We start from the raw sequence: 20,143 nt of genomic DNA on the forward strand, positions 1-20,143 counted from the left end.
CCCCGTTCCGGGCCGGAGCGCGAGGGGATTTCCAGGGTGCTGGCCCGATCGCCTCCGGCCGCTACATGGGGAAGGCCGAGCAGCAGTGGGGACGCCGATGTACGTCGAGGGAGGATGGACGCCGTCCCCGGAGCCGCCGCCCCGCGAGCCCCGACTGACGAAGCGCCAGGAGCGGGTGCTGCTGTGGCTCATCGCCGTGAACGTGCTGCTGATGTTCGTCGCGCCGATCGGCGGCGCAACCGTCGTCCACGCCGTGCTGGCGATGGTGCGGCACGGCTAGAGCAGCATCCGATCACGCTGCCATCGGGCGCTGCTCCAGGTTTCTGATTCTGCCGCATGTTCTGCGGCGAACCGGTGTCCACTTCGCCGGAAAATGCTCTAGCGTCTGCGGCCGGCCGCGTCCCCGCGCCCTCCGCGGGCACGGGTCCGGGATGCCGGGTCAGGGATTGCAGCCGATGCAGATGTCCCGCACGACGTGCATGCCCTTCGGCGGGCCGACCTTCTGGTTCGGGAGCTGGCCCTGCGCGACCTGCGGCCGCCGGGGGGGCGCCTGCGGCGCGATGCTTCCGGTCACCGCGGCCCTGGGCGGCACGAACGCGAAGTTCATGTCCGGCGCCGCGCCCGTGGCCCTGGGCGTCGCCGCCGCGGGCGCCTGGGCGAGGGCGGCCGAGACCGTCGCGACCGTGAGGAGCAGACCTGCTGCGGCGATGCGGTCGGTGCCCATCGATCCCTCTTGCCGGACGCCGCGCCCGCCGGATGCCACGTTCGTCGGGTGCCACGCCGACTCCCGGTCCGGCCCGGCGCCGGACGTCGTCGGGACGGGCCGCGACCGGCTCTCGCCGCGCGAGCGCCCGCCCGGCCTGATCGAGGCGCCCCGGAGGCCGCCCGAGATCGCCTCGTTCCCCCGCCTGCCCGGGCGGGACGGGGCGACCGTCACCCCGGCCCGCCGGATCGCCCGCGACGGCCGATCCGCGGGACCCGGGCGCCGCTAGGACGTGAACGATGTTCCGTGGGGCTGGGCCTTGCGGTACCCGACGGCGCTCACGGCGGCCAGGGCGACCCACGGGCCGACGAAAACCAGGAAGAGGAGAAACGACATGGTCACACTCCTGCGGCAATGCCCCCGTCGGCCACGCTGAAATCGGGTCGCCGCAACGATATGGGATTTTTCGCGGGCTGCCGAGCCCAGATTTCGCGATCGCGGTCGCGATCCGCCACCGCGTCGCTGGGCGCCCCCGACCGGCTCCCCGAAAGCGCGCACGGCGTCCCAGGGCCGGGACGCTGCCCGGCGCCGACGCGAAAGGCCCCGCCGCCGGCCGATGCCGGGGCGGGGCCCTCGTCGCACGGACGGAGGGAGGACCGCCCGCGGGCGGTCCTCCCCTGGCGTCACATGTTCAGCAGGGCGTTGGCCGTGCCGATGACCGTCGCGACGAGGCTGGCGGCCAGTACTCCGATCATGCCGTAGGACACGGCTCTCAGCAGCACCATCTGGTTCGCCTCCGGCCCGGTCAGCAGCGGTACCCGCCCGAGGTCTGGCCGTACTGCTTGACCGGCCGGGTCTGCTGGTTGGCGTTGCCCTCGGCGGCCGAGCTCATCGGGCACGCCTCGTAGAACGGCGTGTCGTGAACGCCGAGGGAGCCGGTGGTCTCGACGTCGCGGGACCAGGAGGGGGCGGACAGGGAGCCGGCGCTGAATGCCATGGCGGACGGGATCGGAGCGGCGCCAACGACGAGGGCGGTGACGACGGCGGCGATGCAGGTCTTCATATGGTATTCAGTCTCCAGTTGCGGAGAAGATGACGGTCGATGTCATCTCCTGCCGTTGCGATGAGCGAGAGATAGGGGGGCGATGTCGATCGCGATGTGTCCTCGCGCACGCGGCGCAGGGGAATAAAATCGATCCCTGAACGCGAGCCGGCCGCAAAAAGCGTGACCGTTGCCTTGCGTGAGGGGTGCGGGAGCCCGCGCCTCCAGGTCTCGTCCGGCCCGCACGCACGGGTGGCTCGGGACCCGCGGGCCCGCCGCTGCCGCGCCCCAAGTCCGCCGAGCAAGCGATCCCCGCAGCCATCGCGGCCGAGGCTTCACCAGGGCTTTGGGAGCTTCACCAGGGCTTGGGAACGAGCCGGTAGAAGACGATCCAGTAGGGCAGGGCGACCAGGGCGGCCCGCCACATCGGCCACCTCCAGCCACGCCGCAGCACGACGAGCACCGTCAGGCCCGCGAGGGCGTTGCCCACGAGGGTAGCGAAGCCGGCCAGCACGAGGAAGGCCAGGAACCCCAGGAGCGCGACCGTCGAGCCGAGCCAGCCGGGGGCCCGGTCCAACTCCAGCCACGGCGTCGTCGTCAGCATCTCGCAGACGCCGACGAAGAAGACGGCCGAGGCGGCAACTCCGCGCCCCCACGGCGACCGGCCGTGGACCGAGCGCGTGGTCCCAGGGGAAGGATGCGCGCTCATTCAGGACCCGGGACGCCCGACCGGCCCGCTCCTCGGCGCCGCCGCTCGGGCCCGCGGACGGGGAGTCGAGGGCCGCTTCCCCCGTGGTCCACCGCGTGGCACCCCGATCCGGACTGTGATCCGGTTCGGCACGAGGTCCCGCGGGGGGCAAGGCCGTGCGGGCGAGGGCGGACGCGCCACTCAGGACGCCCACCAACGCGACGGGTTCGGGGAGATGCGGTGAGCAAGCCTGACATCAAGCGTGTCGCTCTGATCATCCTCGGCGGAATCGGCCGGGTCACGCAACTGGGGGATACGTCATCTCTCCGCTATCGCCTGAAGGCCCCCGGCTGGTTCGCGGCCGCGAAGTACGGGAGCCTGTTCGTCGTCGTAGCCCTGATGTTCGTCGCCGCGGCACTGGCGAGCGGGCATCGCTCGTGGATCGGCGCGGTGATGGGCGGCGGCCTCCTGTTGCTGGGCCTGGCCCTGATACACCTCGCCCTCGTCCTTCGGTCCCGGCAGTGACCCTGCTCGGCGGCGTGATCCCCGGCTCTACTCGCGCGGATGCTCCGGTGCCGCGTAGCCGGCCGGCCGGCGTTCCTGCTGCCCGCCGCACCATCGGGACGACGGCGGCACGCGGCGGCCGGGAGATCGGCGGCACGGGAGCGCAGACGCGTCCCCGTCGCGCGTGTTAGATCAGCGGAAAAGGCCGGCTGGCGCGATCAACCCGCCGGCCCGGGAGGAAGATCGATCATGAACGGAGCCTTGCAGCTCAAGCTCTCGCTCCTGCGGGGAGAATCTCCCTGTCCGATGGATCTCGCCGATTTCGGCCGGCTCGCGGCCATCGACCTGCGCACGCAGACGAAGTCCGTGCGCTCAGACCGCCTCGCGGTCGCCATGCTGGGGATGATCGCCTCGGGACGGCTGCCGCCGGGAGCCCGCCTGCCGCCGGAACGGCGCATCGCCGAGGCCGCCTCGGCGAGCCGGGTCTGCGTGCGGAGCGCGCTCAATCGCCTCAAGCTCGACGGCTACATCGAGGCCGTCCAGGGCTCGGGCACCCGCGTCGTCGCGCTCGAGCGCAGCGAACGGCTGATCCCGCTGATCCGGGCGAACCAGGAGAACCTGGAGGATCTCCAGGATTTCATCGCCTTCCTGGACCGCTGCGTCGTCGAGCAGCTCGTTCGGCGCGCCCCCGCCGCGGTGCTCGGCCGCGCGGCCGAGCGCCTCGCGGTGGCGCCCGCGGGGCCGGACGTCCAGGCGCGGGCCGAGGACGAGCTCCACGTGCGCCTCGCGCTCTCCGACGCGTCGGGCAGCCCGATCTACGCGATGATCACCCGCCAGCTCGCGCGCGGCATCCGCAGCCTGTTCGGCAGCCTGCTCGGCGCCGCGGGCGAGACCGGGTTCGACCGCCTCGCCCGGGACCGCCGCGCCCTCGCCTGCGCGGTCGCAGAGCGGAACGCGGCGGCCGCTGAGGCGGCTCTCGCGCGCCGCGACGCGGTCCTGCGCGGTCTCGACTGGACCTCGATGGCGTCCGGCGAGGGCGCGCCCCGGGAGGAGGCGATCCTGCGCGACCTCGCGGTCGCCAGTCCCGAGCAGCTCAAGGACCGGCTGACCCGCGAGATCGCCGGCATGATCGCGACCGGACACGCCCGGGACGGCGCCCGCCTGCTCAGCGAGCGGCGGCTCGCCACGGTGTTCGGCGTGAGCCGCGCCTCGGTGCGCGAGGCGCTCGCCGCGCTCAAGGCCGAGGGGACGGTCGTGGCCGACGAGCGCTGCGGCACCCGCGCGGTCGACGCGCCCGCCGCCCTGACCTCGCTCGCCGCCGCCGATCTCGACCACCTGCAGACCATGTCGCGCCTGCGCGGCTACCTCGAGGTCTGGGCCGCGAGCCGTGCGGCCGAACGCGGCAGCGAGCGCGACTTCGCCGACCTGCGTCGCATCCTGGCCGAGATGGGCCGCTCCCACCTCAGCGCCCGCCGCCGGATCGACCTCGACCTGCGCCTGCACCTGACGATCGCCCGGGCGGCGGGCAGCGCCGTCCACCTCTACATCACCGAGGTGCTGCGCGACCTGATGACCGCCTACTTCGACTACTCGCTCACGGCCCCGTCGATCGGGGGTGGGCGCGACGCGATGCTGCTGCGCCACCACACCCAGATCGTGACCGCGATCCTGGCCCGCGATACCGTGGGGGCCGGCCGGGCGATGGCGGAGCATTGCGGCGCCTTCAGCGACCGCTACGCCATGCTGGATGCCGACCGCGAGATGCTGCCGTGCGGCCTGGCGGCCGACCTCGCGCCGGCCGGCGCGGCCGGCCTCCCGCCCGCGGGATGAGCGGCGGCGCGGCCCCGCCGCGGCGCCCGCCGCCGACGCGGCGGGGCCGGACGGGGGGCGGGGTCAGCGGCCGGTGAAGGTCGGCTTGCGCTTCGCCCGGAAGGCGTTGACGGCCTCCTGATGGTCCTCGGTCCGGTTCGACAGGGCCTCGTAGGCGACGCTCGCGTCCATGACGCCGTGGACGATCCGCTTCAGCTCGATGTTCGTCACGGTCTTGCTCCAGCGGATGGCCTTGGTGGCCCCCGCCAGGAGCTTGCCGGTGAAGGCCGCCACCGCCGCGTCGAGCTCCTCGGGCGGCACGGCATGGTTGATGAGGCCGATCTCGGCCGCCTTGCGGGCGGGGAGGAGGTCCCCGGTCATCAGGTACTCCTTGGCCCGCGCGTACCCGATGAGCTGCGGCCAGATCGCCGGGCCGCCGTCGCCGGCGACGAAGCCGATCGACACGTGGGGGTCGCCGATCTTGGCCGTGTCGGCCGCGAAGATCACGTCGCAGAACAGGGCGAGCGTCGCGCCGAGCCCGGTGGCGTGGCCGTTCACCCGCGCGACCAGGGGCTTCTCGAGGTCGAGCATCGAGAACACGATGCGCTTGGCCTCGCGCGCCGTCTGCTCGAACGAGTCGGGGCGGTCGATCGCGGTCTGCATCCACGGGATGTCGCCGCCCGCCGAGAAGGCCCGCCCGGCGCCGGTGAGCACGATCACGTCGCTGTCCGGGTCGACCGCGACGTCGTAGAAGACGTGCGCGAGCTCCTCGTGCAGCACCGCGTCCGCGGCGTTGAGCGCGTCCGGGCGGTTCATGGTGATGGTGAGGAGCCGCCCCTCGCGCGTGATCGTCAGGGTCTCGTAGCGCTCCTCAAGCGGCACTTGCCTCATCGTCCTGCCTCCCCTTCGGCGACAGGGTGTCTGTCGCGAGCTGCCTGAGCTGCGCCTCCGTCCCGCCGTGCAGCCCGGCGGCGACCTGGAGGCGCTTGTAGACGTGGCCGACCCGGTAATCCTCGGTCATGGCGATGCCGCCGCTGGCCTGGATCAGGCGCGAGGCCGCCGCCAGGCCCTCCCGGCCGAGGGCCACCTTGGCGGTGGTCGCCGCCCGGCGCCGCTCCGCGGGCTCGCCCTCGAGGGCCGCGGCGGTCCAGAGCATGAGCGAGCGCAGGGTCTCGAGGTCGCAGAACGCGTCCGCCATCAGGTGCTGGACGGCCTGGAAGGCGCCGAGCGTCTGGCCGAACTGGCGCCTCTGGTTGAGGTAGCCGACCGTGAGGTCGAGGCCCGCCGCGAGCGCTCCGTAGGCGTCGGCCACGAGGGCGGCGGCGGCGCAATCCTCGATCTCGGCGATCAGCGCGAGGGCGTCGTGCCCCGTCGCGAGCACGGCCCCGGCGGGAAGGTCGACGCCCTCGAAGGTCAGGACCGCGCCCGCGCGCCCGTCGATCAGGCGCCGGGGCTGCGCGGCCGGTCCGACCGCCTCGACGCAGAGGAGCGTCGCGCCGTTCGGCGAGCGCCCGCCCGCCTGGACGAGCCAGTGGGTCGCCGTCTCGGCGTCGAGGGCCGTCGCGCTGCGGCCCCGGAGGGTCACGCCCGCCGCCGTGCGCGCGACGCTCAGGCCCCCTTTCGCCGGATCCTCCGGGACGAGGGCGAAGCGGACCTCGCCCGCGGCGAGGCCGGGCGCCAGCTCCGCGAGGGCGTCGAGGCCGCGGCGCATCAGGCGCGGCGCCACCAGCACGTCGGCGGCGAGGGAGCGGCGCAGCAGCACGCGGCCGGCCTCCTCGACGACCGACAGGCATTGCAGCGCGTCCGCCCCGGCCCCGCCGAGGGAGTCCGGCAGCCCCATGGCGAACCAGCCGAGCCGCGCCATCTCGCGCTGGAGCGCGTCCAGGGCGGCCGGGGAGGGACGGGCCGGGCTCCAGGAGCACCGCGCCTCCAGGAACCGGCGGGCGCCCTCGCGCAGCTGGTGGTCGTCGTCGCGTTGGTCCGGTGATCGCCGCATGGCAGCCTCAGCGCAGGCCCAGCGTGGAGCGGGCGATGATGGTCTTCTGGATCTCGTTCGAGCCCGCGTAGATGGTTACGACGCGCCGGAACAGGTGCCGTTCGGTCCAGCCCGCGACCTCGCCGGCCTCCCCCGCCTCCGGGCTCGCCAGGGCGTCCTCGCCGATCACCTCCATGGCGAGCTCGCTGATCGCCTGCTGGAGGCGCGACCCGATCACCTTGACGATGGACGCCTCGGGTCCCGGCTCGCGGCCCTCGGTCTGGTCGACGAGGACGCGCAGCACCGTGGCCTCGAGGCCAGCGAGCCCCGCCTCCAGGATCGCGAACCGACGCCGGAAGGCCGGGTCGTCGAGCGCCGGCCCGCCTCCCGCGACGCGCCGGCACGCCGCGAGTTGCTTCAGGCGCTCGAACTCGCGGCGCGAGCGGTGGACCTGGGCGTTGTTGGTGCGCTCGTGGTTGAGCAGGAACTTGGCGTAGCCCCAGCCCTGGTCGACCGCGCCGATGAGCGCATCGTCGGGCACCCGGACGTCGTCCAGGAACACGGAGTTCACGCTGTGCCCGCCGTCGATCGTGATCACCGGGTCGATCGTGACGCCGGGCGCCCGCATGTCGACGATGAACAGCGAGAGCCCGGCCTGGGGCCTGACCTCCCGGTTGGTGCGGGCCAGGCAGATCATCAGGTCGGCGAAGTGGCCCTCCGTCGTCCAGGCCTTCTGTCCGGCGATGATCCAGCCGCCCTCGACCCGGCGGGCGGTGGTGCGCACCGAGGCGAGGTCCGAGCCGGCCTCGGGCTCCGAGTAGCCCTGGCACCAGAACTCCGCCCCGGACCGGATGGCGGGCAGGTAGCGCTCCTTCTGGGCCGGCGAGCCGAAGGCCTGGAGCGTGGGGCCGACGAGGTAGATGCCGAACACGCTGAGCGGCGGCGCGTCGGCCGCCGCGCACTCGGCCTCGAAGATGAAGCGCTGGATCGGCGTCCAGCCCGGTCCCCCCGCGGCCTCGGGCCAGTGATGGGCGGCCCAGCCCCGGGCGTCGAGGAGCCCGTTCCAGCGCGCCATGTCCGCGCGGGAGAGGTGGATGCCCTCGCGCGTCCGGCGCGCGAGGTCGGGCGGCAGCATCGCGCGGATCGCCGACCGGATCTCCGCCCGGAAGGCGCGCTCGTCATCCGTGAAGAAGGCGTCCACGTGTCTGCTCGCTCCCTGGCTCGTTCCCGGACGTTCTTCCGCCGGCACCGGCGCCGACAAGGCGAATGCTGGCACTGCCTCAAGACCAATCGCCGCCGCTCCCGGCAAGGCCCTCGAGCGCGTCGCGCTCGCCGGGACGCAAGGGCCGGGCGCGGCGGGTTCGGCCATCCATGACCACCGTGACCGAGTGGGCGGTCGCCGCGCAGGCCGCGCCGACGAACACGCCCTGTCCCATGACGATCGCGCTGGTGCCGAGGCGCAGCACGGCCGTCCCGATCTCCGGGGCGTCGGCGAAGCCGACCTCCTGGGCGAAGTCCACCGTGACGGAGGCGAGCGCCAGGACGTCGCCCGGCGCGATCAGCGGCCGCAGCGCCTGCGTCAGGAGGGCGTAGCGCCCGTCGTCGAGCCAGGCCGTGTACACGCTGTTCGTGACATGGCCGTTCGGATCGAGGTCCGCGTGGCGCACGATCGCGGGGCGCCAGTGCGGGAAGAACGAGCGCGCGGCGAGCCGCGGCTCCTCGGCGAGCGTGCGCCTCATGGGCCCGGTCCCCCGTCAGGGCAGCAGCACGGTGGCGCCGGACGTCTCGCCGGCCTCGAGCCGGCGGTGGACGGCGCCGGCCTCGGCGAGCGGCGCGCACAGGCCGATCGAGGGCCGCAGGTGGCCCTGCGCCACCATCGCGAACATCGCGTCGGCGCCGGCCTGGAGATCCGGCAGCGTGCGCAGATGCGCGAAGACGCCGGGCACGCTGACCGACAGCGAGCGCTGCGGGCCGAGCCTGGCGAGATCGACGGAAGCCAGCGCCTCGCCCGCCTGCCCCAGGTTGATCGCGGTCCCGAAGGGCTTGAGGCAGTCGAGCGATCGCTCGAGGACCGCGCCGCCGATGCCCTCGCAGACGACGTCGACGCCTGCGCCCCCGGTCAGCCGCAGCGTCTCGGCGACGAAATCCTGCGCGCGGTAGAGGATCACCGCGTCGCATCCGGCCGCGCGGGCCACCTCCGCCTTGGCGTCGCTCCCGACCGTGCCGATGACCCGGGCGCCCGCCGCGCGCGCCCACTGCGCCAGCAGCACGCCGAGCCCGCCCGCCGCCGCGTGCACCAGCACCGCGTCGCCGGGCCTGAGGGGCCGCACGCGGGTGAACAGCATGTGGGCCGTCATGCCCTTGAGCATGAGGGACGCCGCGTCCGCGTCCCGGATCCCGTCCGGCAGCCGCACGAGGCGGGCGGCGTCGATCACCCGGGCGCTGGCGTAGCTGCCGACCGGCGGGCCGGCGTAGCCGACCCGGTCGCCCGGCCGCAGGGACACCCCCGCGCCGGCCGCCTCGACGACGCCGACCGCCTCGACGCCGACCGCGCCCGGCAGGTGCGGGATCGGGAAGATGCCGCGGCGATGGTAGGTGTCGATGAAGTTCACCCCGACCGCGGTCTGCCTCAGCAGGACCTGCCCCTCGCGCGGGCGCGGGAGGTCGACCTCGACGGCAACCAGCCGGTCGGGTCCGCCGTAGGTGTCGATCCGGATCTCGGTCGCGCGCAATCCCGCCTCCTGCCTCGAGCGGACCGTCTGTGCGTCGGGGCGGCGGCGGGCCGCAATTCCATCATTGGTCCGCCGACGAGACCAAACCGGGCTTTGACGGGACGCCGCCGCGGCGGGCGAGATGGCGCCGTCCTGCCCTGCCGGTGCGCTCCCGCCATGACCGATCCCTCCCTGATCCTCTCCCTGACCGTGCCGCAGCTCCTCCGGCGCCGGGCCGAGGACGGCCGCACCGGGATCGCGCTCTCGGCCCGCGCGCTCGGCGGCTGGCGCGACCGGCTCACCTACGGCCAGCTCGTGCAGCGGATGGAGGCCGTGGCGGCCGGCTTCGCCGCGCTCGGCCTCGGCGCGGGCGACAGGATCGGCGTGCTGCTCGGCAACGAGGCGGGGCGGGAGTGCCTGCTCACCGCGCTCGGGGCCCTGCGGATCGGGGCCGCGGTGGTGCCGTTCAACACGCGCGCCTCAGACGAGGAGTTCGGGCACGCCCTCGCCCTCGCCGCACCCGCCGCGGTCGTGTGCGCGGCCGCGGGGGCGTCCCGGGTCGCGCGGCTCGCTCCGGCCGTCCGGCTGCTCGTGGTCGGGGAGGGGGGCCCGGAGGGAGCGGGCGCGTGGCCCGAGCCGCTGGGTTCCGGGTTCGGCGCCCCGCCGCCGGAGAACCCCGACCCCGACCGCCTCGGCTGCCTGCTGTTCACCTCGGGCACGACCGCGCGGTCGAAGGCCGTGATGCACAGCCACGCCACGATGCTCGGCGCCGGGCTCGCGTGCGGTGCCGCGCTCGGCCTGCGGGCCGAGGATCTCTACCAGGGCGGCTGGCCGTTCTTCACGAGCTCGCCGCTCAACCTCGGCGCCATGTCGTGCTGGATCGCCGGCGCCGGCCTGGTGCTGGAGGAGCCGCTCGACAACCGCGGCCGCCTGGATCTCATCGCCTCCGAGCGCACGACCTTCTACCATGGCGTGCCCTCCGTGGTGCACTTCATGATGGAGGAGTTCGCCCGCGCCCCGAGCGACGTGTCGAGCCTGCGGCGGGTCGGCTACGGCGGCGCGGCGATGCCGCCGGACGTCATCCGCCGGCTCGCCGCGCACTGGCCCGACGTCGAGCAGGTGCAGATCTACGGCATGACGGAGAGCGGCCCGAGCGGCACGAGGCTCGAGCCGGAGCGGATGGAGGAGAAGATCGGCTCGATCGGCAGCGCCATGCCCCACTGCACCGTGTCGATCGTCGACGAGGCCGGAGGGCCCCTCGGGCCCGGGGAGACCGGCGAGATCCTGCTGCGGGGCCCCGGCGTCGCGAAGGGCTACTTCCGCAACCCCGAGGCCACCGCCGAGGCCTTCGTGCTCGGCGGCATCCGGACCGGCGACGTCGGGCATCTCGACGCCGACGGGTTCCTGTACTTCACCGACCGGCGCAAGGACGTGATCAACCGCGGCGGCCTGAAGGTCGCCTCGGTGGCGGTCGAGGAGGTGCTCTACCGCCATCCGAGCGTGCGGGAGGCGGCGGTGATCGCCGTCCCGCACCGGGCGCTCGGCGAGGACGTGGCCGCCTGCGTGGTCCCGCGCGAGCCGGGCGGCGTCGACACGGAGGCGCTCGCCGCCTTCTGCGCCGAGCGGCTGGCCGATTACGCCCGCCCGCGCCGCTGGCTCGTCCTCGACGAACTGCCGAAGAATCCGATGGGCAAGGTGCTGAAGACGGAGCTGCGGGCGCGCTTCGCGGCGTCCGCGGGGACGTGAGCGGGTCCGCGCGGGCGTGAGGAGGCCGGCGGGGCCGAACCAGTGGTCTTCCCGCCAGCCCAGGGCCGGCCTTGCCGTCCCGGGAGGCCTCGCCGAAGCTGACCCGCAAGAGGACGCGCGAAGCGTCCCGGCCACGATCCCGAGGAGGAATGCCCCATGACGGTCCCGTTCTCGCGCCGCGCCGTACTGGCGCTGGCCGCGATGGCGTTCGGCTCGAGCGCCCATGCCCAGACCGAGATCCCGATCGGCTGGGTCCTGCCGCTGAGCGGCGGCTCGGCCGCCATCGGCCAGCAGGCCCGCACCGGCGTCCAGATCGCCGTCGATCAGATCAACGCCGCCGGCGGCATCAAGGCGCTCAAGGGCGCGAAGCTCAAGCTCGTCTTCGCGGATTCCCAGTCGAAGCCCGACATCGGCGTCTCCGAGACCGAGCGGCTGATCCAGCGCGAGAACGTCGCGGTGATCGGCGGGGCCTTCAACAGCGCCGTGACCTTCCCGGCCACCGAGCTGGCCGAGCGCTACAAGACGCCCTGGATCGTGATGGGCGCCGTGAAGGACGAGATCACCGAGCGCAACTTCAAGTACGTCTTCCGCATCAACAACAAGGCGACCTACGACGCCCGCGAGCAGCTCGATGCCATGGACCTCCTCAAGAAGGAGACCGGCAAGGGGCCGCAGACCCTCGCGGTCTTCTACGAGGGCTCGGACTGGGGCCGCTCGCACGCCTCCAACGTCCGCAAGCTCGCCAAGGAGCGCGGCTACACCATCGTCCTCGACGAGGCCGCGCCTCCCAACCAGGTCGACTTCTCCGCCCAGCTCCTCAAGATCCGGGCCGCCAAGCCGGACGCGCTGATCGCCGCCTTCTACACCCCCGACCACCTGCTGCTCTCGCGCCAGCTCTTCGAGCAGCAGCTCAACCTGCCCTTCGGGCTGCACTCGGTCGGCGGCGGCACCGAGGACCCCTCCTTCTACAAGGCGGTCTCGCCGAAGGCCGTCGCCTACTACTTCGTCCAGGAGGACCGGCAGGTCGACGCCCTGCAGGGCGAGCGCCGGCCCGAGTTCACCGACGTCGAGAAGCGCTTCAAGGAGCAGCTCGGCTACGACATGAGCGCCTACGGGGCGCAGGGCTTCTCGGTCATGTACGTGATCCGGGAGGCCCTGGAGCGGGCCGGCAGCGCCGACCGGCAGGCTCTGCGCGACGCCATCGCGGCGACCGACATCACCACCGGTCCCGCCATGTACGTCGGCTACCAGCGCATCAAGTTCGACGAGCAGGGCCAGAACACCTTCGCGCACGGCGCGATCTCGCAGAACCTGAACGGGCAGCGGCGCACCGTCTGGCCGGCCGAGAGCCGCTCGCCCGACACCAAGCCGGCCTGGCCCGTGCCCGCCTTCGGCGCCCGCTCCTGACGCGCAGCGAGGGCGGCCCGCGCCACCCTCCCGCACCCCATCCCCGGTCGCCCGGACGGCGGCGCGCCGCGCCGCCGGCCTCACCCGCATGGCCCCCATGGACCCCCTGATCCTCTCCTTCGCGCTCGTGAACGGCCTTCTGATCGGGGGCATCTACGGCGGCGTGGCGCTGGGACTGAGCCTGATCTTCGGCGTGATGCGCGTCGTGAACTTCGCGCACGGCTCGCTCCTGATGCTGGCGCTCTACGCCACCTTCTGGCTCCAGGCCCTCGCGGGCATCGAGCCCTACGCCAGCATCGTCGTGACGGTGCCGCTGCTGTTCGCGCTGGGCTTCCTGATCCAGAGCGTGATCATCGCGCCGCTGATCCGGCGGGAGAGCGCCCTCGTGGTCGAGCCCCTGAGCGCGCTTCTGCTCACGGCGGGCGTCTACCTGGTGATCGACAACCTCGCCCTCATGGCGTTCGGCCCGGACGTGCGCTCGGCCACGACCGGGTTCGCGCTCGAGCCCCTGATGCTCGGGCCGATCCCGGTCAACATGCAGCGCCTGATCGCCTTCTCGGCCGCGATCCTGTCCGCGATCCTGCTCTCGGCGTGGCTGCGCGGCACCCGCATGGGCCGGGCGATCCGCGCCACCGCCCAGAACCGCGACGCCGCCGCCCTGTCGGGGATCGACGTGCCGCTCGTCTACGCGGTGACCTTCGGCATCGGGGCGGCGCTGCTCGGCCTGTTCGGCTCGCTGCTCGCCACCTTCATCCCGATCACCCCGCAGGTCGGCCTCAGCTTCGGCATCCGCTCCTTCATCGTCGTGGTGCTCGGCGGCATCGGCAGCATCCCGGGCTCGATCGTGGGCGGTCTCGTCATCGGCGTGTTCGAGGCGCTCGCCTCCCAGTTCGTGCCCGCGACCTCGGCGGCGATCCTCTCGCTCGGCCTCTTCGTCCTGATCCTCCTCGTGCGGCCGAGCGGCCTGATGGGACGCGCCTGATGATCACCGCCCGTCCGAGCCGGCTCCGCAAGGGCATGGTGCCGCTCCCGGGCGTCGCCGCCCCGGACTCCGAGGGCTCCGGCGGGGGGCCGGTCGGCCTCCCGGGCCGCCGCCGCGCGCGGGGCGGGCAGGGCGGCGCGTCCCTGGCGGGCGCCGCAGCCCTCGCCCTCGCCGGCCTCGCGGCCCTCGCGCTGCCCCTCGTGGCGGACGCCTACGTCCTGCATTCCTGCATCGTCGTCCTGTTCTTCGCCTACATGGCGACCGCCTGGAACTTCGTCTGCGGCTACGTCGGCCAGCTCTCGATCGGGCACGCGATGTTCGCCGGGGTCGGCGGCTACGCCACGGTGCTGCTGTTCACGGGCCTCGGCCTGTCGCCGTGGCTCGGCATGCCGGTCGGCGGCCTCCTGGCGGCCGGCCTCTCGGTCGTGGTGGGCTACCCGACCTTCCGGCTGCGGGGCCCGTACTTCGCGCTCACCACGATCGCCTTCGCGGAGATGATCCGGATCTGGGTCGAGAACACCGACACCTTCCTGGGGATCCCGCTCAACGGCGCCGCCGGCCTCACGGTGCCGCTGAGGGGCGAGAGCCTCGCGGCGCTGCAGTTCAACGGCAAGGCGCCGTACTACTACCTCATCGTCGCCCTCCTGGCGGGGGCGCTCCTCGCGACCTGGCGGCTCGAGCGCTCGAAGCTCGGCTTCTACCTCAAGGCGATCCGCGGCGACCGCGACGCCGCCGAATCCCTCGGCATCAGCCCGGCCCGCTACCAGCTCGTCGCGCTCGCGATCAGCGCCTTCATGACGGGCGTCGGGGGCGGCTTCTACGCGCAGTTCTTCCGCTACGTCAACGCCGAGCGCCTGATCGGCGTCGACCTCTCGATCGACATCGCCCTCATGAGCATCATCGGGGGCCAGGGCACGGTGTTCGGGCCGCTCCTCGGCGCCGTGCTCCTCGCGCCGCTCGCCGAGATCACCCGCGGCGCCCTCGGCGGCTCGTTCCTCGGCCTGCACATCGTGGTCTACGGCATCATCCTCATGCTGGCGGTCCTCTACCTGCCCAAGGGGCTGATCGCTCCCCTGCGCACGCTCCTGCTGCGGCGCGCCGGCCGCGGGGGCGCCCGGTGAGCGCCCCCCTCCTCGACGTGCGCGGCATCAGCAAGCGCTTCGGCGGCGTGCACGCGGTCCGGGACCTCTCGTTCCGCCTCGAGCGCGGCGAGATCCTGGCCCTGCTCGGCCCGAACGGGGCCGGCAAGACCACCGCGTTCAACATGATCGCGGGCTTCTTCCGGCCCGACGGCGGCGAGATCCTGTTCCAGGGCCGCAACGTCGCGCGCCTGCGCCCCTGGGACGTCTGCAAGGCCGGCATCGCCCGCACCTTCCAGCTCTCCAAGCCGTTCGCCGACCTCACGGTCGTCGAGAACCTGATGGTCGGGGGCTTCGCGCGCTCGTCCGACGCCGGGGCGATCCGCGACAGGGCGGAGGAGATCGCGGACTTCCTCGGCCTCGGCCGCCAGGCCGACACGGAGGTCCAGCACCTCACCGCCTTCGACCGGCGCAAGCTCGAGCTCGGCCGGGCGCTCTCGACGGAGCCGGTCCTCCTCCTGATGGACGAGGTCGTGGCGGGCGCGACCCCGGCCGAGGGTCAGGAGATGGTGGCGCTCGTGCGCCGCATCCGCGACCGCGGCATCACCATCCTGATCGTCGAGCACGTCATGAAGGTGATCATGGCGCTGAGCGAGCGGGTGATCGTGATGGAATCCGGCCGGCTGATCGCGAACGGCGCGCCCAGGGACGTGGTCAACCAGCCCGAGGTGCTCAAGGCGTATTTCGGGGAGCAGTATGCAGCAGGCCGCGCTTGAGGCCATCGACCTGAGGGCGGGCTACGGCGACGTCCGGGTCCTCGACGGCGTCTCCCTCCGGCTCGATCCGGGCGAGATCGTCGCGCTCATCGGGGCGAACGGAGCCGGCAAGACCACGCTCCTGCGCACGGTCTCGGGCCTCGTGCGGGCGCGGGGCGGCTCGGTCTCGCTCTACGGGGCGCGCATCGACGGGCTGGCGCCGCACCGCGTGGCGGAGGCCGGCTTCGTCCAGTCGCCCGAGGGCAAGCAGCTCTTCCTCGGCATGTCGATCCAGGAGAACCTGCTGGTCGGCGCGCACAACCGGCGCGCCTACGCGCGCCGGCGCACGACGATCGACGAGGTCTACGGCCTCTTCCCGATCCTCGCGGAGCGGCGGGACAAGGCGGCCTCGACCCTCTCGGGGGGGCAGCAGCAGATGCTGGCGGTCGGCCGCGCGCTGATGGCGCGCCCGCGCGTCCTCGCCCTCGACGAGCCCTCGCTCGGCCTCGCCCCGATCATGGTCGACCGCCTGTTCGAGGCGATCCGGGCGGTGCGCAGGCTCGACATCCCGATCCTCGTCATCGAGCAGAACGTCTTCCAGGTCCTGAGCATGGCCGACCGCGGCTACGTCCTGGAGAACGGCCGCGTCACGCTCTCGGGCAGCGGCCGGGACCTGATCGAGAACGAGCATCTGAGGGCCACGTATCTCGGATTGTAGGGCGCTGAGCCGGCGCGGGGCGCTGAGCCGGCGCGGGGCGCCGAGCCGGCGCGGGGCGCCGGCCCGGACGACGTTGGGGGAGGACGAGGGATGCAGCTCAGGGACAAGGTCGCGCTCATCACGGGCGCGGGCAGCGGGCTCGGCCTCGCGACCGCATCGGCCTTCGCCCGGGAGGGCGCCCGGGTCGTGATCAACGACCTGCACGAGGCGGCGGCGCGGGAGGCCGCCCGCGGCTTGGGGGACGCTCACGCCGCGCTGGGCGGGGACGTGTCGAAGGAGAGCGACGTCGCCGCGATGGTGGAGGCGGCCGTCGCGCGCTTCGGCCGGATCGACATCCTGGTGAACAATGCCGGCGTGGCCGACAGCTTCGTGCCCACGGTCGAGCAGCCGCTCAGCCACTGGCAGCGCCTCATCGACGTCCACCTCACGGGCACCTACCTCGTCTCGAAGACCGTCGCCCCCCTGATGATGCGCCAGGGCGGCGGCGCGATCCTGAACCTGAACTCGATCGCGGGCGTGCTCGGCCTGCCGGTCCGCACCGCCTACAGCGCCGCCAAGGCGGGCATCGGCATGCTCACCCGCGTGCTCGGCTGCGAGTGGGGGCCGCACGGGATCCGCGTCAACGCGGTCGCCCCGGGCTACATCCTGACACCCCTGACCGAGGGGCTGATCGCCGCCGGGCGCATCGATCCGACGCGCATCCGCCGCCGCACCCCGATGGGGCTGCTCGGCGCCCCCGAGGACATCGCCGAGGCGATGGTCTTCCTGGCCTCGGATCGGGCGCGCTTCATCACCGGCGTCACCCTGCCGGTGGACGGCGGCTACTGCGCCTTCGGGGCGCCGAGCGACGCCTTCGCGATCGACGACCTCGACCCCCGCACGGCCGCGTGAGGAGAGCCGCATGAGCGTGAGGATCTTCGGGGCGCCCCCGCGCTACCACCAGGGGCCCGGCGCCGTCCGCGACGTCGGCCGGATCGCGCGGGCCCTCGCCGGGTCCGCCTGCGTGGTGGTCGACGCGGGCGTGCACGCGATCGTGGCCGGGCCGATCGCCGCGAGCCTGGCGGAGGCCGGCGTGAGGGAGCGCACCACGTCCTTCGCGGGCGAGATCACCTACGCGGCGATCGAGGCCCTCACCGAGGCGGTGCGCGCCGACGCTCCCGGCCTCGTCATCGCGGCGGGCGGGGGCAAGGCCCTCGACGTCGGCAAGGGCGTGGCGCAGCGCCTCGGGATTCCGGTCGTCACGGTGCCGACCATCGCCTCGAACGACGCGCCCACGAGCGCGAGCTACGCGGTCTACGACGACGACCACGTCATGGTCGCGGTCGACCGCATGACCCGCAACCCCGACGCGGTCGTGGTCGACACGGCGCTGATCGCCCGGGCGCCGGCGCGCTTCCTGCGCGCGGGCATCGGCGACGCCGTCACGAAGGCCTTCGAGGCGCGCGGGTGCCGGCTCGGCACCGGCGTGACGCCGTTCGGGACCCGGCCGCTCTTGACGGGCGGCGTCATCGCGGAGGCCGGCTACCGGACGCTGCGGGCCCATGCCGCGGCGGCCCTCGCGGCGGTGGAGCGGGGCGAGGTCACGCCGGACCTCGAGGCCACCATCGAGGCCTGCATCCTCATGAGCGGGCTCGGGTTCGAGAACGGCGGCCTGTCCCTCGCCCACGCGATGACGCGGGGCCTCGTCAAGGCGCGGGGCGCCATGGGCGCCCCCCACGGCGAGCAGGTGGCCTACGCCGTCGTGGTCCAGCTCGCCGTGGAGGAGCGCCCCGACGCCGAGATCCTCGACCTCGTCGGGTTCCTGCGCGAGGTCGGCCTGCCGGTCCGGCTCGCGGAGCTCGGCATGGCCGACGCGGCGCCCGAGGAGATCGACGCCGTCGCCGGGCTGACGATGAGCGCGCCCCACATCCCCAACCTGCCGCGTCCGGTCACGGCCGCGGACATCGCCGCCGGCATGCGGCGGGTCGAGGACCTGACGGCCGCGTGACGCGGCCCCGACGCGGCCCCGGCCGGCGCGCCCGGCGCGCCCGGGTTCGCTCCGATCTGACGGGAGGGACGGCATGACGCAGCAACCGGCATCGATCCTGGACAACGGGTTCGCGCCGCTCGGCCTCGACGCTCTGCGGGAGACGGCGCGGATCAACCGCCTCGACGTCGCCGCCATGTTCATGGCCGCGGGCAACGGCCATTTCGGCAGCTGCTACTCCTGCACCGAGATCGTGACCGCCCTGTACTTCGCCGTCATGCGCGTGGACGCGACGCGGCCCGACTGGCCCGACCGCGACCGCTTCGTCCTGGGCAAGGGGCACGCCGCCCCGACGCTGTACTCGGCACTGATCCGGCGCGGCTTCATCCCGGAGGCGTGGATCCACGAGTTCGAGGCGAGGGTCGGCGCGCGCCTGATGACGCATCCCTCGCGCCGCTACCAGCCCGGCATCGACTCCTCGCAAGGGGCGCTGGGCCACGGGTTGTCGAACGCCTGCGGCATGGCCCTCGCGGGCCGGCTCGACGGGCGCGACTACCGCGTCTACGCGGTCCTGGGCGACGGCGAGTTGCACGAGGGCTCGGTCTGGGAGGCCGCCGCCTTCGCGCCGAAGCACCGTCTCGACAACCTCGTGGCGATCGTCGACCGGAACGGGTTGTGCGTCGACGGGCGCGCGGACGAGGTCCTGCCGCTCGAGCCGCTGGCGGACCGCTGGACGAGCTTCGGCTGGGACGTGGTCGAGGCCGACGGGCACGACCTCGCCGCGCTCCTTCCCGCGCTCGACGTGCCGCGCTTCGGCGGCAGCGGCCGGCCGCGCGTGGTGATCGCCCGGACGGTCAAGGGCCGCGGCGTCTCGTTCATGGAGGACGTCCGCGGCTGGCACGCCGACGTGATCGCGCCGGCCCAGTACGAGGCGCTGCGCAGCGAGCTGCGGGAGGTGTTGCGGTGAGCCTGCTCGATGATCCGGCCCGGCTGCGGGAGCACGTCGCGGCCTTCCGGGCCGCCCATCCCCGCAAGGACGTGCGCGCCCAGTTCGGCGAGAGCATGAGGGCGCTCATGGAGCGGCGGCCCGACGTCGTCGCCGTGACGGCCGACCTGATGCACGCGACCGGCCTCGCCGGGCTGCACGCAACCTTCGCCGACCGCCTCGTCAACGTCGGCATCGCCGAGCAGAACATGACCGGCGTGGCGGCGGGCCTCGCGGCCTGCGGGAAGCTGCCGGTCGTGTGCGGCTACGCCGCCTTCACCACCCTCCGGGCGGTGGAGCAGGCCAAGGTCGACTGCGCCTACAACGAGCTCAAGGTGATTCTCGCCGGTCTCGCCTGCGGCCTCAGCTACGGCGTCGGCGGCCCGACCCACCAGACCTACGAGGACGTCGCGATCATGCGGGCGATCCCGAACATGATCGTGGTGGCGCCCTCTGACCCCGTGGAGCTCGGCCACGCCCTCGAGGCGGCCGCCGACCTGCCGGACGCGACGCCCGTCTACCTGCGGCTCGGCCGCGGACCCGAGCACGTCCTCAACCGGCCCGGGGCACCGTTCGCGATCGGCCGCGCGGTCCGGCTCGCGGAAGGGCGCGACCTCTGCATCGTCGCGCACGGCGCCATGGTGCTGGAGGCGCTGCTCGCCGCCGACCTGCTCCGGGCGGAGGGCATCGCCGCCGAGGTCCTGAACATGCACACGGTCAAGCCGATCGACCGCGACGCGATCCTGGAGGCGGCCGAGCACGTGCGGGCGATGGTGGTGGTCGAGGAGCACAGCGTCGTCGGGGGGTTGGGCTCGGCCGTCCTCGAGGTGCTGGAGCGCGGCCACGCCTTCCCGGTGGCCCGCGTCGGCATCGAGGACGCGTACCCGCCGATCGGCCCGACGCTCGAACTGCGCGAGGCGCTTGGGCTCAGCGGCCCCCACATCGCGCGCAGGGCGCGGGACCTGCTCGGCGACGTGCCGCGCACCCGCGCGGTCCGCGGCGGCTGACGACGGGCAGGGTCGCGCCGCCTCCGGCCTCGGGCCGGGAGGGGCGGCGTCGTGGCGCATCCGGCG

General features: G+C 73.7%; 21 protein-coding genes. 13 read left to right on the plus strand and 8 right to left on the minus strand.

The window, feature by feature from the left end; translation table 11 throughout:
• Nucleotides 1-85: 85 nt before the first annotated feature.
• A complete protein-coding gene (locus DT057_RS08990; protein WP_244937368.1) occupies nt 86-280 on the plus strand; it encodes a hypothetical protein in 195 nt (64 codons plus the stop codon).
• A gap of 159 nt (nt 281-439) precedes the next feature.
• Here the strand turns inward: DT057_RS08990 and DT057_RS08995 are convergent, their stop codons facing one another.
• From DT057_RS08995 to DT057_RS09005, 3 genes are all read right to left on the minus strand, one after another.
• Nucleotides 440-724: a hypothetical protein gene (locus DT057_RS08995; protein ID WP_238313300.1), complete on the minus strand. Its 285-nt coding sequence runs from the start codon at nt 722-724 to the stop codon at nt 440-442.
• Nucleotides 725-1,508: 784 nt separating this feature from the next.
• Nucleotides 1,509-1,766 (minus strand): hypothetical protein, encoded by a 258-nt coding sequence (locus DT057_RS09000; RefSeq protein ID WP_128561745.1) that lies wholly within the window; start codon nt 1,764-1,766, stop codon nt 1,509-1,511.
• Between the two features lie 334 nt (nt 1,767-2,100).
• Nucleotides 2,101-2,349: a hypothetical protein gene (locus DT057_RS09005; protein WP_128561746.1), complete on the minus strand. Its 249-nt coding sequence runs from the start codon at nt 2,347-2,349 to the stop codon at nt 2,101-2,103.
• Between the two features lie 324 nt (nt 2,350-2,673).
• On the opposite strand from DT057_RS09005, the gene DT057_RS09010 reads away from it, so the two are divergent.
• Both DT057_RS09010 and DT057_RS09015 read left to right on the plus strand, forming a co-directional pair.
• Nucleotides 2,674-2,958, plus strand: coding sequence for a hypothetical protein (locus DT057_RS09010; protein WP_128561747.1), 285 nt, complete (start codon nt 2,674-2,676; stop codon nt 2,956-2,958).
• A gap of 228 nt (nt 2,959-3,186) precedes the next feature.
• Nucleotides 3,187-4,767, plus strand: coding sequence for a FadR/GntR family transcriptional regulator (locus DT057_RS09015; protein WP_162501363.1), 1,581 nt, complete (start codon nt 3,187-3,189; stop codon nt 4,765-4,767).
• A 63-nt stretch (nt 4,768-4,830) separates the two neighbouring features.
• Here the strand turns inward: DT057_RS09015 and DT057_RS09020 are convergent, their stop codons facing one another.
• The 5 genes from DT057_RS09020 to DT057_RS09040 all read right to left on the minus strand — a co-directional run bounded on the left by DT057_RS09020 (nt 4,831) and on the right by DT057_RS09040 (nt 9,453).
• Nucleotides 4,831-5,637: an enoyl-CoA hydratase/isomerase family protein gene (locus tag DT057_RS09020; RefSeq protein ID WP_203236226.1), complete on the minus strand. Its 807-nt coding sequence runs from the start codon at nt 5,635-5,637 to the stop codon at nt 4,831-4,833.
• Nucleotides 5,618-6,742 (minus strand): acyl-CoA dehydrogenase family protein, encoded by a 1,125-nt coding sequence (locus DT057_RS09025; protein WP_128561749.1) that lies wholly within the window; start codon nt 6,740-6,742, stop codon nt 5,618-5,620. Before DT057_RS09025 ends, DT057_RS09020 begins: the two co-directional genes overlap by 20 nt.
• A 7-nt stretch (nt 6,743-6,749) precedes the next feature.
• Nucleotides 6,750-7,922 (minus strand): acyl-CoA dehydrogenase family protein, encoded by a 1,173-nt coding sequence (locus DT057_RS09030; RefSeq protein WP_162501364.1) that lies wholly within the window; start codon nt 7,920-7,922, stop codon nt 6,750-6,752.
• A 79-nt stretch (nt 7,923-8,001) separates the two neighbouring features.
• Nucleotides 8,002-8,460, minus strand: a complete 459-nt coding sequence (locus DT057_RS09035; protein ID WP_128561751.1) for an acyl-CoA thioesterase — start codon at nt 8,458-8,460, stop codon at nt 8,002-8,004.
• A 15-nt stretch (nt 8,461-8,475) separates the two neighbouring features.
• Entirely contained in the window at nt 8,476-9,453 is a 978-nt protein-coding gene (locus DT057_RS09040; RefSeq protein ID WP_203236227.1) for a quinone oxidoreductase family protein, read from the minus strand.
• A gap of 156 nt (nt 9,454-9,609) precedes the next feature.
• On the opposite strand from DT057_RS09040, the gene DT057_RS09045 reads away from it, so the two are divergent.
• From DT057_RS09045 to DT057_RS09090, 10 genes are all read left to right on the plus strand, one after another.
• Nucleotides 9,610-11,178: a class I adenylate-forming enzyme family protein gene (locus tag DT057_RS09045; protein ID WP_128561752.1), complete on the plus strand. Its 1,569-nt coding sequence runs from the start codon at nt 9,610-9,612 to the stop codon at nt 11,176-11,178.
• A gap of 156 nt (nt 11,179-11,334) precedes the next feature.
• On the plus strand, nt 11,335-12,585 hold the full coding sequence (locus tag DT057_RS09050; protein ID WP_128561753.1) for an ABC transporter substrate-binding protein: 1,251 nt from the start codon (nt 11,335-11,337) through the stop codon (nt 12,583-12,585).
• Between the two features lie 97 nt (nt 12,586-12,682).
• Nucleotides 12,683-13,567 (plus strand): branched-chain amino acid ABC transporter permease, encoded by an 885-nt coding sequence (locus DT057_RS09055; RefSeq protein WP_128561754.1) that lies wholly within the window; start codon nt 12,683-12,685, stop codon nt 13,565-13,567.
• Complete coding sequence (locus DT057_RS09060) at nt 13,567-14,688, plus strand: branched-chain amino acid ABC transporter permease (protein WP_238313303.1); 1,122 nt, start codon at nt 13,567-13,569, stop codon at nt 14,686-14,688. Before DT057_RS09055 ends, DT057_RS09060 begins: the two co-directional genes overlap by 1 nt.
• Nucleotides 14,685-15,422 (plus strand): ABC transporter ATP-binding protein, encoded by a 738-nt coding sequence (locus DT057_RS09065; protein ID WP_128561755.1) that lies wholly within the window; start codon nt 14,685-14,687, stop codon nt 15,420-15,422. The genes DT057_RS09060 and DT057_RS09065 overlap by 4 nt, the downstream gene beginning before the upstream one ends.
• Nucleotides 15,403-16,119 (plus strand): ABC transporter ATP-binding protein, encoded by a 717-nt coding sequence (locus DT057_RS09070; RefSeq protein WP_128561756.1) that lies wholly within the window; start codon nt 15,403-15,405, stop codon nt 16,117-16,119. Before DT057_RS09065 ends, DT057_RS09070 begins: the two co-directional genes overlap by 20 nt.
• A gap of 90 nt (nt 16,120-16,209) precedes the next feature.
• Nucleotides 16,210-17,010 carry an SDR family NAD(P)-dependent oxidoreductase gene (locus DT057_RS09075; protein WP_128561757.1) on the plus strand — a complete coding sequence of 267 codons (801 nt, stop codon included), beginning with the start codon at nt 16,210-16,212 and terminating at the stop codon, nt 17,008-17,010.
• Between the two features lie 10 nt (nt 17,011-17,020).
• Nucleotides 17,021-18,106 (plus strand): glycerol dehydrogenase, encoded by a 1,086-nt coding sequence (locus tag DT057_RS09080; protein WP_128561758.1) that lies wholly within the window; start codon nt 17,021-17,023, stop codon nt 18,104-18,106.
• Between the two features lie 73 nt (nt 18,107-18,179).
• A complete protein-coding gene (locus DT057_RS09085; protein WP_128561759.1) occupies nt 18,180-19,052 on the plus strand; it encodes a transketolase in 873 nt (290 codons plus the stop codon).
• Nucleotides 19,049-20,077, plus strand: coding sequence for a transketolase family protein (locus DT057_RS09090; protein ID WP_128561760.1), 1,029 nt, complete (start codon nt 19,049-19,051; stop codon nt 20,075-20,077). Before DT057_RS09085 ends, DT057_RS09090 begins: the two co-directional genes overlap by 4 nt.
• Nucleotides 20,078-20,143 lie beyond the last annotated feature (66 nt).

The sequence above is a fragment of the Methylobacterium crusticola genome, from assembly GCF_003574465.1.
GTDB classification, from domain to species: Bacteria; Pseudomonadota; Alphaproteobacteria; order Rhizobiales; family Beijerinckiaceae; genus Methylobacterium; species Methylobacterium crusticola.

Coding starts and splice junctions, on each gene's coding strand:
- DT057_RS09080 (WP_128561758.1), top strand. CDS start 17,021: ATGAGCGTGAGGATCTTCGGGGCGCCCCCGCGCTACCACCAGGGGCCC.
- DT057_RS09005 (WP_128561746.1), bottom strand. CDS start 2,349: ATGCTGACGACGACGCCGTGGCTGGAGTTGGACCGGGCCCCCGGCTGG.
- DT057_RS09025 (WP_128561749.1), bottom strand. CDS start 6,742: ATGCGGCGATCACCGGACCAACGCGACGACGACCACCAGCTGCGCGAG.
- DT057_RS08995 (WP_238313300.1), bottom strand. CDS start 724: ATGGGCACCGACCGCATCGCCGCAGCAGGTCTGCTCCTCACGGTCGCG.
- DT057_RS09045 (WP_128561752.1), top strand. CDS start 9,610: ATGACCGATCCCTCCCTGATCCTCTCCCTGACCGTGCCGCAGCTCCTC.
- DT057_RS09060 (WP_238313303.1), top strand. CDS start 13,567: ATGATCACCGCCCGTCCGAGCCGGCTCCGCAAGGGCATGGTGCCGCTC.
- DT057_RS09070 (WP_128561756.1), top strand. CDS start 15,403: ATGCAGCAGGCCGCGCTTGAGGCCATCGACCTGAGGGCGGGCTACGGC.
- DT057_RS09015 (WP_162501363.1), top strand. CDS start 3,187: ATGAACGGAGCCTTGCAGCTCAAGCTCTCGCTCCTGCGGGGAGAATCT.
- DT057_RS09085 (WP_128561759.1), top strand. CDS start 18,180: ATGACGCAGCAACCGGCATCGATCCTGGACAACGGGTTCGCGCCGCTC.
- DT057_RS09035 (WP_128561751.1), bottom strand. CDS start 8,460: ATGAGGCGCACGCTCGCCGAGGAGCCGCGGCTCGCCGCGCGCTCGTTC.
- DT057_RS09020 (WP_203236226.1), bottom strand. CDS start 5,637: ATGAGGCAAGTGCCGCTTGAGGAGCGCTACGAGACCCTGACGATCACG.
- DT057_RS09055 (WP_128561754.1), top strand. CDS start 12,683: ATGGACCCCCTGATCCTCTCCTTCGCGCTCGTGAACGGCCTTCTGATC.
- DT057_RS09050 (WP_128561753.1), top strand. CDS start 11,335: ATGACGGTCCCGTTCTCGCGCCGCGCCGTACTGGCGCTGGCCGCGATG.
- DT057_RS09075 (WP_128561757.1), top strand. CDS start 16,210: ATGCAGCTCAGGGACAAGGTCGCGCTCATCACGGGCGCGGGCAGCGGG.
- DT057_RS09000 (WP_128561745.1), bottom strand. CDS start 1,766: ATGAAGACCTGCATCGCCGCCGTCGTCACCGCCCTCGTCGTTGGCGCC.